Source organism: Propionispira raffinosivorans DSM 20765, from assembly GCF_000381065.1.
Lineage (GTDB): Bacteria > Bacillota > Negativicutes > Selenomonadales > Selenomonadaceae > Propionispira > Propionispira raffinosivorans.
Genome location: NZ_KB905866.1, coordinates 1 through 12,936 on the forward strand (window position 1 = coordinate 1; position 12,936 = coordinate 12,936).

The 12,936-nt window shown below is 37.3% G+C and carries 11 protein-coding genes; 4 read left to right on the plus strand and 7 right to left on the minus strand.

The window, feature by feature from the left end; translation table 11 throughout:
• On the plus strand, positions 1 to 766 hold a 766-nt coding region (locus F606_RS0116965; protein ID WP_019555088.1), incomplete at its 5' end, for a transposase.
• Between the two features lie 209 nt (positions 767 to 975).
• Here F606_RS0116965 and ccsA read toward each other — a convergent pair.
• The 7 genes from ccsA to F606_RS0117000 are packed head-to-tail and all read right to left on the minus strand — an operon-like array spanning position 976 to position 7,411.
• Positions 976 to 2,787, minus strand: coding sequence for a cytochrome c biogenesis protein CcsA (gene ccsA, locus F606_RS0116970; protein WP_019555089.1), 1,812 nt, complete (start codon positions 2,785 to 2,787; stop codon positions 976 to 978).
• Positions 2,784 to 3,161, minus strand: a complete 378-nt coding sequence (locus F606_RS0116975) for a cytochrome c maturation protein CcmE domain-containing protein (protein WP_019555090.1) — start codon at positions 3,159 to 3,161, stop codon at positions 2,784 to 2,786. Before F606_RS0116975 ends, ccsA begins: the two co-directional genes overlap by 4 nt.
• Positions 3,154 to 3,777, minus strand: coding sequence for a cytochrome c biogenesis protein (locus F606_RS0116980; protein ID WP_019555091.1), 624 nt, complete (start codon positions 3,775 to 3,777; stop codon positions 3,154 to 3,156). Before F606_RS0116980 ends, F606_RS0116975 begins: the two co-directional genes overlap by 8 nt.
• Positions 3,778 to 3,791: 14 nt before the next feature.
• Positions 3,792 to 4,469 (minus strand): heme exporter protein CcmB, encoded by a 678-nt coding sequence (locus tag F606_RS0116985; protein ID WP_019555092.1) that lies wholly within the window; start codon positions 4,467 to 4,469, stop codon positions 3,792 to 3,794.
• Positions 4,441 to 5,058 (minus strand): ABC transporter ATP-binding protein, encoded by a 618-nt coding sequence (locus F606_RS0116990; protein WP_019555093.1) that lies wholly within the window; start codon positions 5,056 to 5,058, stop codon positions 4,441 to 4,443. Before F606_RS0116990 ends, F606_RS0116985 begins: the two co-directional genes overlap by 29 nt.
• Positions 5,059 to 5,089: 31 nt before the next feature.
• Entirely contained in the window at positions 5,090 to 5,617 is a 528-nt protein-coding gene (locus tag F606_RS0116995; protein WP_019555094.1) for a cytochrome c3 family protein, read from the minus strand.
• Positions 5,618 to 5,641: 24 nt separating this feature from the next.
• A complete protein-coding gene (locus tag F606_RS0117000; protein WP_019555095.1) occupies positions 5,642 to 7,411 on the minus strand; it encodes an FAD-dependent oxidoreductase in 1,770 nt (589 codons plus the stop codon).
• A 230-nt stretch (positions 7,412 to 7,641) separates the two neighbouring features.
• Between F606_RS0117000 and F606_RS0117005 the strand changes: the two genes are divergently transcribed.
• The 3 genes from F606_RS0117005 to F606_RS0117015 all read left to right on the plus strand — a co-directional run bounded on the left by F606_RS0117005 (position 7,642) and on the right by F606_RS0117015 (position 12,934).
• Complete coding sequence (locus F606_RS0117005; protein WP_019555096.1) at positions 7,642 to 9,579, plus strand: BglG family transcription antiterminator; 1,938 nt, start codon at positions 7,642 to 7,644, stop codon at positions 9,577 to 9,579.
• 218 nt (positions 9,580 to 9,797) lie between these two features.
• Complete coding sequence (locus tag F606_RS0117010) at positions 9,798 to 10,841, plus strand: galactitol-1-phosphate 5-dehydrogenase (protein ID WP_019555097.1); 1,044 nt, start codon at positions 9,798 to 9,800, stop codon at positions 10,839 to 10,841.
• A gap of 164 nt (positions 10,842 to 11,005) precedes the next feature.
• Positions 11,006 to 12,934 carry a BglG family transcription antiterminator gene (locus F606_RS0117015; RefSeq protein ID WP_019555098.1) on the plus strand — a complete coding sequence of 643 codons (1,929 nt, stop codon included), beginning with the start codon at positions 11,006 to 11,008 and terminating at the stop codon, positions 12,932 to 12,934.
• The last annotated feature ends 2 nt before the right edge of the window (positions 12,935 to 12,936 follow it).

Below are 12,936 nucleotides of genomic sequence, written 5' to 3' on the forward strand. Positions count from 1 at the left end.
ATATAACATCCAGTATGGTATCGATGCCGAGTATGTGGTGTGGGTGACGGTTGGCCCACAGCCGACAGATACGACGACACTTCTTCCGTTTCTTCAAGATTTTGAGGCACATTTCCCTCAAAAATATCTCAATATTATCGCAGATGCTGGCTATGAGAGTGAGGAAAATTATCTGTATCTTGAGCAGCGTGGACAAATAGCATATATCAAGCCGAACAACTATGAAATGAGCAAACAGCGAAAATATCAGAAAGACATTGGTCGTAGAGAAAACATGGAATACAATGCGGATAAAGATTTTTATGTCTGTGCCAATGGTAAGAAAATCAGCGTAAGCGGCGAACGAAAACAGAAAACCAAAACAGGCTATGAAACATGGAAGACGCAATATTCGTGTGAAAATTGTAGCAACTGCACATTAAAAGCACAGTGCATTCATGGGAATCGTAGCAAGACGCCCTTAGAAACACGAACCAAACATTTTGAAATCTCAAAGATTTTCCAGCAGAAACGGGCAGAAGATTTAGAACGCATTACGTCAAAGAAAGGGATTGAACTACGGGTGAATCGGAGCATTCAGTCGGAAGGAACCTTTGCAAATGTAAAGGCCGACCTACAGTTTAGACGTTTTCTTGGACGGGGAAAAGTAAATGCATTAGTAGAAAGTATGTTGATGGCAATGGCACATAATATAGGAAAAATGCATCATAAAATACAGTCCAGCCGATCAGGACAATATCTATTCCCAGTAAATAACGCAGCCTAAAAGAAAAGACGTACGAAAAACCCATTAATAGGTGGGCCGTTTTCGTGCGCCTTTTTTTATCCTTCAATATAAAAAATGACATCAAATTGTTTTGTTCCGAAAAAAGAAGTCGCCGCAGAAATGAAAAATCACTTCATGCGACAGCCCCTTTTTACTGTAAAACGAATTAAAATTTATACTATGTCAAAACAAAACCCTGCTGTCATATTTTATAATTGCTTTTTAAACCTCTTGAAGAATGCAAAAAAACAACCCGCAGTTATCAGCATACAACCACTCCAGACAAGAATAATCAGCGGTTTGAAACTAAGTGTCAAATTTCGGTTCAGATCGGCAAGATAATAGTCACCAATAAATTTATGCAGAATAGCTGGTTTCTTTAAAACAATTTGACCCTCTGTGTTGAGCTTTGTTACTAAAGTCATTGGAATTCCATCAAACGTAAAGTTATAGTCAGCCGCCATACCATCTTCACTCATGCTGCCACCATTATAGGTAAGCTGCATGTTATAGACAGTCAATGATGGATTTTCTTTCGCAAATACAAGCCCATCCATTGTAATACTTGCAACGGATGAAAAAATTATACCTGCACAAAGCAAGGCTATACCAATATGAGCTAGACAAGCAGGCAAAGAAATGGATTTATACTGAACAATATGCATACCGATTGCCAATGCAGAAAAGCTTACAACAGCAATATACAGAGGGTTGTAAATCTGGTAGAAAATACACAGAATACAGCCTGTCAGAAATGAAAGGATTAGAAAAAAGCTCTTGCTTCTTCCCAGTTTCTGCCTGCCATTCCACATAATAAACGGACAAAAACTAAGTGCCGCCAAAACAATGAGAACTGGCAGCACGATTGCGTGATTATAAAATGAAGTATCAATGTTCTGAGGACTACCAATGATTGTAGAAACAAGCGGTGTCGATGTGCCAATGAATATCAGCACAGCCAATGCATAAAATAACATACTGCCAGTCATAAGAGTAAACGCACGACTGAATAACGTATTAGGAAATGATACCGATTCAATGGATCGATACCTAAACAAAAAGATCACGAAAGCAACACCAATAACGGCCAGTATACAAATAGCCAGCAAAGAAGCAGAATCGTCACCGCTGAAAGCATGCACTGAAAAATCATTCAGCACACCACTGCGCGTTAAAAACGTACCATACAAAATCAATGAAAATGTAAGAATCGCCGTAAAGTGAGTAAGTCGGCGAACCCCCGCATGAATTCTAGACAAATATAAGAGATGCACGAGAGCGCCGCCAGTCAGCCAAGGTATAAGTGATGCATTTTCAACTGGATCCCAGCCCCAATATCCACCCCAGCCGAGTGTTTTATACGCCCAATAACCACCAATAAAAATACCTGCACCAAGAAAAAGCCAAGCAAAAAGTGCCCAAGGTAACGACCGTGAAATCCATTTTGTTGACGGCTTAGCACTGAATAAATTCCCAAGTGCATAAACAAACGGAACAACGAATACAGAATACCCTATGAAAATAATAGGAGGATGAATCACCATCAAAAAATCCTGTAACAGCGGATTCATTCCAACACCATCTAAGTGCATGCCGCCAATCATAAATGGATTCTTAATAAGCAGAAAAATCACAAGTAATACCTGGATCATCGCATAAAATGTAAAAGTCGGACGATTCATTTTACCGCTTTTCAAAAAATAAAAACCCAGCACACTATGGATCAACATCCATAGTAAGAAAGAGCCTTCTTGACCTGCCCAAAAAACAGCTACTTTATACCAAAAAGTAAGATTGATCGATGAATAATTATATATATATATATATTGAAATTTATCAGATAAAATAGCTTGCATATAAAACATTGATGCTGCAACAATGAACAAGACTGATAAATAATAAATTTTATCAAGCCATGGTGATTTTTTATTAACTGAATTTCCCAAAGAAGAAAATAGATACCCTATAAATGCGATGATACTGAGCAAGCAGCTCACATAAAAACTAACTACACCAATCACTGCAAAGTTCCCTCCTTTTGATACTTCGAAGGACATTTGATCAAAATCTTATCCGCATGAAACTGCTGATTCTCATATTTTCCTATCACGACAACATCCGTTGCACGTTCGAAATCTCTCGGTTTTTCACCAGCATATGAAACAGCCAGCAGTTCGCCTGCTTCATCCATTAAATTAAAATGCAGCATACGCTGCGCATCATACGTAATACTAGCCTCATCTTTTACAAGATGACCTTTTACTTGTACCGTCGAATGACTGACTTTAACCTTACTAATTGTAATGTATGGATTAAGTGATGCACTGAATTCATGCATTGAATAACCACCAACTAAAACAATCAGTACTAAAATAAAAACGTGTCGTTTATTCATCAATCATATCCTTCCTTCTATATAAAACTCTAAAAAATATACAAGTAATATTACATAAACAAATAAGCAATACAAGAATCATGACGGAATCCATTTGAATACTGCCATTTTTATTAAGCAGCGGTTCTGGATGCAAAGAAAAATAATAACGTGGAATAACAAATACTAAAAATGGCACTGCCGCACAAGAAAATAGTGAATAAATTGCTGAGAGTTTTGCCTTGACTGCCCTGTCAACGATAGAGCTGCGCAATGCAAAGTATGCCCCATATATAAAAAGCAAAATAAAAATTGTAATCTGCCGCGGATCCCAATTCCAATAAGCCCCCCAGGTAAGTTTCGCAAAAACAGCACCGCTTATCGTAGCACACAAACAAAAAACAAATCCCATTGCAGCAGAACGACTACTAATAGAATCGTACGATAATCGAGATGTCTGCAAATAGCGAAAAGCCCACCAAGCAGAAAGAAAAAAAGCCAGTACAGATACCCAAGCGACTGGAATATGAAAAAAAGCAATACGAACAAGCCCACCAAGGCCTTCGGCTGGTGGAACAAAATAAAATACGCCCCAGATAGTCGCAGCAGTAAACACGATGAGTGAAAGATTAATCATTATCAAAATCCTTTCTAATCATACCAAATATAATCAAACAAAATAGATGCTATTCCAATCATTACAAGATCATAAACAAAAATAAAGGCCAATGGTTGCTGCAACATAAAAGTATCCGGTATAAATACAGCTTCTGTAAGTTGAATACAAAAGAGAAAAATAGGCAAAATCAATGGAAAGCTCAAAACAGTAAATAAAACACTCTGCATTTGCGTATAAATGATCATCGATGCAATCAATGTAGTGATCATAGCTATCCCCGCATTTCCGATGAAAAAGATAAGCAGCAATAAAAGCGGATGATATATATCTACATTAAGTACAATGACAAAAAGCGGCAGTAAAAATAAAGTAAGGATGTTAAGCAATAAAAAATTATAGATAAATTTTCCGAACAAAATCGGTTGTGCATCACTATAAGCACGCAGCGTTTGAATTGTACCCGAAACTTGTTCCTGCAAAAAGACGCGGGATAATCCGGTCATTGCTGAAAAAAACAAAATAATCCAAAGCAGTACTGCTAAAAGCTGTGGCGTCAGCTGCAAATTGCCGATTGACATGCTGATTGCTGTCAATGTTGTTAACGAAAACATAAACAATGCACTCATCGCATAATACGAACGACATTCTGTCTTTATTTCTTTTTGCACAACAAGCATTGTTTTATGAAAGCCGGATAACATCGTCTGCATAACCTACCTCCACTGAGTCATTCGTTGCCAATAAAATAGTACGATTTTGCGACCGAGCATTAAAAAGTATTTTCTTTACCAACGCTCGACCAGCCTCATCAAGATTAGAGGATGGTTCATCAAGAAACCATACCTCTTTTTTTGATGCAACCAGCAAAGCAATTTTCAAACGCTGCTTCATCCCCGTAGAAAAATTTTTTATTGCGCCTAAGGTCCCTGCAAGTTGTACATACGCCAAAAGCTCAACCAACTCACTATCTGAAAGTTCAATGCCACTCATCGCAGCAAAAAAATATAAATTTTCTTTTGCTGTCATCATATCGTAAAACTGCATATCCGGTGTCAAAAATCCAGCATGATGCCGAAAGTCCTCCATTGCCAGCTTTCTTTTGGCATCCATATATGCAACAACTCCAGCAGAAGGTTTTATAATACCAGAAAGAATTTTTAGCAATGTCGACTTGCCCGAACCATTTTTACCAACAATACAGGTACAAACTCCAGCAGAAATCTTACCCGTTAACCCTTGATATAAAGACAGTGATGGAAATGTTTTATGTATATTAGTAAACGCAATATCAATATTCATAAGCCAGTACTCCTGGCATAATGTAAAACAATCACTGTTCCCAACTACTATCAGGCTTCAACTCTTCCAGACCATGGCACGTAGTACATGCTTTGAGAGACTGTTTATGATGAACACTATGGCACGTATAACATTGCGGTGGTTCCGTATTTCCAACAGCATGTTCTGACTCATGCGGATTTTCCTTGCCATATTTGGCTGTTTTCGCTTTTACCGCATTAAAATCATGACATTTTAAACATTGCTCATTGCTATATTCATATTGCGGTAACGGATCCGTATAATTACCAGTCACAAATTTAAATCCTTCATCCATTTGTTGTGACATACTAGGTTCATGGCAATCATGGCAGGTAACATTGGCATCGGCATGTTTTTTCGCCAATAAATTGCCTTGTGTATACGTATCGCAATATGACTGCATATTGTGGCAGCTTCCACAAAATTTTGGATTTGCACTGACTTTTTCCATAGCAGCATAACCGACCGTACAAAGCACGATAACTATAAAACATACAAGAACTAAACATTTAGGCTGCTTAAAATCTTTTTTTGTCATACTCAACCCTCCCATAAACAATCATCAAAGTTTTGCTGCTGAAGCACCAGCCAGTCGACCAAAGCCCAATGCCATTGCATGGCTTACACCAGCAGTAACAACCGGATAATCCCCAACAAATCGACCACCTTGAACATTACCAGCTGCATATAAACCCGGAATACTATCATAATTTTTATCAAGAACATTACAATTTTCTGGATTTATAGTAAAACCACCACCGGCAAACAACATGATGCCTGCTGGCATTTTGCCGGCATAAAACGGAGGCGTCGCAATTGGAAACATTCGTTTAGCTAATTTACCAAATTCTTCATCATTTCCTTTATTCGCCGACTCATTATAACGAGCAATTGTCTTTTTAAGATTTTCTTGATATTCTTTATTTTCAGGAAAAATCTTACTAACTAATTCATCCATGGACTGTGCAATAATAAGATCCTGTGTTTTAAGAAAATCTTCGCGTGACGTATATGCTGTTCTACCAAGTGACCATGCACAAATTTTAGGTAATTTGGGGTTCTGATCTACAGGCAGACAATGGTTTACACTCCCATGACCTACCCCCATAAATTCCAGTTGCTCTGGCCATTTATCATCAAAAATTTGCCAAGCAAAATTTCCCGGCTGCCGATAAAGAGAACATGAAAGCTGCTGTCCACCAATATCTTCATTTACAAAACGTTTTCCACAATCATTCGCGAGCATATATGCATCCGTTCCCATTGGTCCACCCAGTGTATGGACAACTGGTGCATGCGGACCATCTTCAATTTTTCCGCCAATCCAAGCGCCCATGATGTGACCATCCCCTGTATTTGTCGGCTTTCCCTTCGCATCTTTATTGGGAAATACATTAACATAATCCACGGCCCACGGCATAAGTGCTTTAACCATTGATTTATTATTAGAATAATCACCAGTCGCAAGAATAACAGCTTTTTTAGCATTGATCTTGATATAGTTACCTTTAATATCCTCACAGATAACGCCTTCCACCCTGCTTTGATCATCAGGACGAAGCAATTGGCAAACTTTAGTTTCAAACAAAAATTCGCAGCCTTGTTCTTGATCCTTTTTAAATACTCGTTCCAAAATTGATTTTTGATCCGGTAAGAACGACATAACAGTTGGATATGTCGGACTATTTTCTTCAGAACGATTATACGACGCCGGAACGGGATAATGCATTAATAATAAATTGATTTTCCCTTCGGCAAGCTGTGTCGCTGTTTCAGGTAGAACTGCTAAGTCCGGTGCAAGTTCAAGCAGCCAGTCAAAATCTTCACCACTATGATCAGCCCAATAGTTCCAAATACGCTGATCAGCACGATATCCCATTTGTTTCATATTTTCCAAAATAGCTGTGTTTTTCTCAAAGGTAATGCCCAGCGAACGCTGTATTTTGTTATTGAGTGTACCATATTGACCACTGCGGCATTGCCAAGTACCAGCTTTTTCAATAACAAGAACTTCAGCACCATTTTCAGATGCAGCACGTGCAGCATTCAAACCTGCAACTCCTGCACCAACAACAATAATATCTGTGTTGAGAATCTTCTTAATTTTTGAATCAGGAATTTCCGGTGATTTGCCAAGCCAGTCATTGAAAATTTCAGGATTTTCCGCGGTAGGTTTTTTTAAGTAATCTTTTGGATTTTCATTGCAGCCGGTCAATAACAGACCACTGGATAAAACCCCGCCCGCAAGCATTACACTGTCTTTTAAGAAAGTCCTTCTTGAAACGGCATGTTTTGAAGTTTTTTTTTCTAACACATTCTGTTTTTCACCCATAAGCCTCATTCCTTTACTTTTAAATAGCGAATGAATCATCTGTTATAGTTTATGCCGAAATAAACAGTAAAACAAATAAACTATTTCATAGTAAATACGCAAATGATTATTGTACAAACCATAAGTTATAATGATATAATTAAAATTTATATGCATTGAAGTTGTAAAATTCAGCCAGACCTTCAAATCAAAGACCCTGCAACATTTATAATTAGGGAGTATGAGAATTTATGAATGGTAAAAACAAACAAGTAATAAAAATTCTTCTGGATGAGGAAGATCCTATTACCGCCTCTTCTTTAGCCGATAAAATAGGAGTTTCTGCCCGAAGTGTAATAAATTATATTTCCGAAATAAATTTTTTTCATCCAGATTTAATAAAATCATCACGAAATGGCTATTGTATTCATAAACAAATTGCCAAAAAGCTCTATCGCGATAAACACCAAACCCTTCCGCAAGCCCCCGAAGAACGTATAAATTGCCTATTACTAAAAATATTAATGGATCAAACATCTAAAGAGAATGGCATTGACCTGCATAATTTCGCTGACGATATATGTGTAAGTATGGAAACAATAAAAAAAGATTTAGTCAATATGAAAAAGAAACTTGCTGTTTTTGAAATAACCATAAATGTTACAAAAGGTTATATTACATTGATCGGTACAGAACAAAATAAGCGTAATTTATTTAGTAATATTATCTATGAAAATTTTGATAAATATAAGTTAAGTGTTTTAACCGTAAAACAAATATTCCCTGATGCCCCAATTGATCCACTCTATCAAGCCATAACGACTCAATGTAGACAACACCATTATTTTATTCACGATTGTTGGATTTTAAATTTAGTCTTAGACCTTTTAATTGCCATTTATCGAATACAACAAGGTTATACACTAAAAGAGAAGAATAACGCTGACCAAAATAATACTATGCCAGCTTCTGAATTTACCAATCAAATTACTACTGCTACAGTCAAATTTTATAATATTAAATATAATCATGCCGAAATAAAATACCTAAACGAAATTATAGTAAGCTACATTATACCGGCTGACTTAAAAAAAATCAGATATGCCCAAATTGATTGCCTTCTCGAACCGGAATGTAAACAAGTATTAAATCAAACTTTTGCCTATATAAAAAAAATGTTTTATTTTATTGATTTAAAAAACGAACGTTTTTTAGTCCGTTTTGCACTAAATGTTAACAATTTGTTGTATCGGCTGCGCCATGGTCATTGGATTCATAACCCGCAAAAAGAAGATATGAAACTAGCCTCCCCTTTTTATTTCAAATGCGCTGTAAACATCGCATATAAGATTACCGAACAAACTGGACTCCAAATAAGTGAAGATGAGACTGCACCGCTAGCCTTACACTTGGGTTTAAATATAAATGAACAAAGAAATGTTGATTTTGATAAAATTCGTTGTGGATTAATGATTACGCACTATTTTGATTATGATGAAGATTTAATCAAAGTAGTTCAACGTCGATTTGCGAATGATATCATTATTTCAGATATTTTCCGTTTGGAAAAACAAATGCAAGAATTTAAAGATATTGATTTATTAATCTCGACCGTACCATTACCTGAGAGTTTTAAATTTGACTGGGTTACTACTGACCCATTTCTATCAGATAAAAACATTGAAAAAATCAGCAGAAAAATTGCCGCAAAAAAACTTCAGCAAAAGCAGAAGATGCTCCACAATGAATTAATAAAAATAGGCAGTGAACTGCTTTTTTATCGAAATAAATCAAAAAAACCAATCCAGCCGGCTATCGCATTTACGCTGATGCATACATTATTAATCGAAAACAACTATCTTGATGGGACTGCCACATCTATGGTCCAAAATTACGGCAATGATGTAATACCAACCTATTTCGGTCATATTGCTGTACCAGATATTTTGTCCACCAATGTAAAAAAAACTGGCATCGTAATTATACTGAATGAACACCCTTCTATTTGGGCGAATAACCAAGTTGACATCGTTATTATGCTGGCACTTAATCAAACGGAATGGGAAAAAACCAGTTATGTATTTGATACACTGATTGGTGCACTGCGAGAAATTGAAAATTTAAATCAGATTTTAAAATGTAAAAACTATGCTCAATTTGTTGATACAATTGTTAATTTAATAGAATAAGTCTATACAGAAAGAGATCGTTTAAAAGGACCATCTAATGTGTCTTTACGATCTCTTTCTTTTCGTGGCAATATATTTTTGTTGATAATACTACAAGCACTGTCTTCTGCTCATCTCGATTTCCCTTCTATGCGGAAATTTTCAGACTATGGCTTAGAGAATCTTTTTGTTACACTTGGTTTGTCAAAAAAGTGACAAAATACAAAAGGAGCGATTTTATGAAAACAATGAAAGCCCTTCTTGTCGAAGGCGTAAAGGAACTTGTCTATAAAGACGTTCCCATTCCGCAAGTAAAAGAAAACGAAGTTCTCATTAAAGTACATGCCTGCGGTATTTGTGGTTCGGATATTCCCCGTGCCACCGACGGCGGCGTCCATTCTTATCCCATCATCATTGGTCATGAATTTTCCGGTGAAATCACTGAACTTGGTACACAGGTAAAAAATTTAAAACTGGGCGGCCGCGTGACAGCAGCCCCGCTGATCCCTTGTTATACCTGTGATAATTGTGCCAAAGGAAAGCCTGCTATGTGCATGAATTATTCATTCATTGGCTCGCGTCAAAATGGGGCCATGGCAGAATATGTAGTTGTACCAGCACGTAATGTTGTCCCAATTGCTGACAACGTTTCTTACGAACAAGCGGCCTGTATTGAACCAATTACCGTAGCCATTCACGGCATCGAACGGGTCCAGCAGCTTGGCAGCGGCAAATCCGCCATCGTTTACGGTTGTGGTACGATTGGTATTCTCACTTTGCAATGCCTCAAAGCCAAAGGTATCGAACAAATTTATGTCATTGATATTGACGAAACCAAACTTACGCTTGCCAAAAAGCTTGGCGCATATAAGACCATCAATTCGGGAAAAGTGGATGTAGCCGCCTATTTTGAAGAACATGGCAAAGTGGATTATGCATTCGAAACAGCCGGAGTAAATGCTCTCCAGACGCAAATACTCACGCTTGTAAAGAAGAACGGTCATGTAGTCTATATCGGCACAGCACAGCGTGATATCACTATTCCGGCAAGTACATTCGAACTAATCCTGCGTGGTGAGCTCAATATCACCGGCTCCTGGATGAGTTATTCAGCACCATTTCCTGGTAACGAATGGACCGCAGCCGTTGAATACCTTAAATCAGGTAAAGTAAAAGTAGACGAAATCATCACACACACCTTTCCGCTTTCTGCTGGCTATGAAGCGTTTGATACCTTGTTAGCAAAAGAGAAAAAAACATTAAAAGTTATGTATATAATGTAATATAGTATATACATGACGATGCGGTATAATTTCCTCATGAAAAAGTGCTTTAGGAAAAACATAATGAATTTACAAAATATTTCCTCAATGGAAGGAAATAGACAGCCTATGCGCTCTTACCGCTTTTTGATACACTTGTTTTAAGGCAGAAAGGATTGACAACGATGCTAAGTGAAAGACAGCAAAAAATCATAAGGCTGCTCCAACAACACCAAGATGGTATGACGGGCGAGGAACTTTCTAAACGGATTGGTGTCTCTTCCCGAACAATCCGCACGGATGTTAAAAACACTTCCACTACACTTGAATCAAAGGGGGCCAGAATTCATTCAGACACCCGTTCCGGATATACACTAGAAATATTTGATACAAATTTATTTAGAAAATTGACGGATCAAATGCCTGGTATCTATATTGGATCCATAGACGACAGAGTAGCCTTTATCCTGCAAAAATTTCTACAAGGTGCATTGGAAAATAAACCTCTCACGCAGCAACAATTGGCAAATGATCTTTTCATCAGCCTTTCCACCCTAAAAAACAGTTTAAAAGAAGCTGCAAAAAAGCTGGCTGTATATGATTTAGAATTCACGACCTACAAAACACAAGGTATGCAAATTAGTGGCAATGAAGCAAAGCTCCGCTATTTTTTGGCAGAATATTGTTCAGATCGAAAAGAAACAAATACCATCGCCAAAGAAGATTTCTATCGACAGCTATTCAAAACAATAGATCTGGATACTGTCGAAAAAATTATTTTACGTGTGATTACAGCCTATGAAATTCGCCTAACTGACATGGCTGTGCAAAATCTGCTCATCCACATAGCAATCGCTATGAAGCGCGCCAATCAAGACAATTACATGATCTACACCGTCAGTCAAACAAAAATTATGGAAAAAACAAAAGAATTTGAAGTGGCTGCTTCGATCTTTGAAGAAATCTATCGCGAAATGTCCATTGATGTAGCTACAAGTGAAGTGTACTACTTAACGCAGCATCTCATGACTAGTAAAAAATACATGGATGTCGATGATGCAGCGCTTGATCGTACTACTGAAATGGTAAAAAAAATACTCCTGGTTATCAATGAAAATGTAAGCATTGATTTTTCTAAAGATGAGGTGCTCATCCAATGGCTGGCACTGCACTTAAAAACATCCATACCACGCATGCGTTTTCAAATGAATATCCGCAATGATGTATTAGAAGTTATTAAATCCGAATATCCATTAGCCTTTCAAATTGCGGTTATAGCCAGCCACTACCTTGAAAATCAGGAAAACATTACCGTCAATGAAAACGAAATTGGCTATATTGCCGTTCATTTTGGTGCCGCTCTCAGCCGTATGGATATCAAAAACGATGCTTGCGTCAAACGGGCACTGCTCGTTTGTGCAACAGGTATTGGTACCGCCGTTTTACTCAGAACATGTCTTGAAGAAAATTTTAAAAGCCGCATAAAAATTGTCGATACAATTCCTGGTTATCAATTAGAACAACGTATCATTGACGATGTAGATATGGTAATCACGACCGTTCCCATCAAACATATTCAATCTGATAAAATTATTTTGATTCAGCACCTTTTAAATCAAAATGAACTCCAGATGCTGCAGCAAAAGTTTTTTTCGACACAAACGAATGCCGGAGCTGAAATCGAGACATTCTTTCACAAAGACTGTTTTAATACCGGTCTTCAGTTTAAAACCAAGGAAGACATTCTTGAATTTCTTACAGAACAGCTTAAAAGTAAAAATTTTATGAATGACGAAGCAAAAGCCTCTGTCTTCGAGCGAGAAGAAGCCTCCCCAACTGAAATTGGCAATCTGGTAGCAATTCCGCATCCCATTTACAACGATCCTCCCGTCTCATCCATTGCTGTTTTAATCTTAGACAAACCAATTATGTGGGATGAACATCATGTCCAACTCGTATTTCTGATCAGTATTGCAAAATCACAATTCAAATTATGGGAAACGATTTTCCTCAAATTATTTAAATATCTTGTCCAAGACAATGGAGTTAAAGAAATCCTCCATGATGCTACCTATGAAGCATTCATCAAAAATTTCAAAAAGCAGTTTTCTTAGAG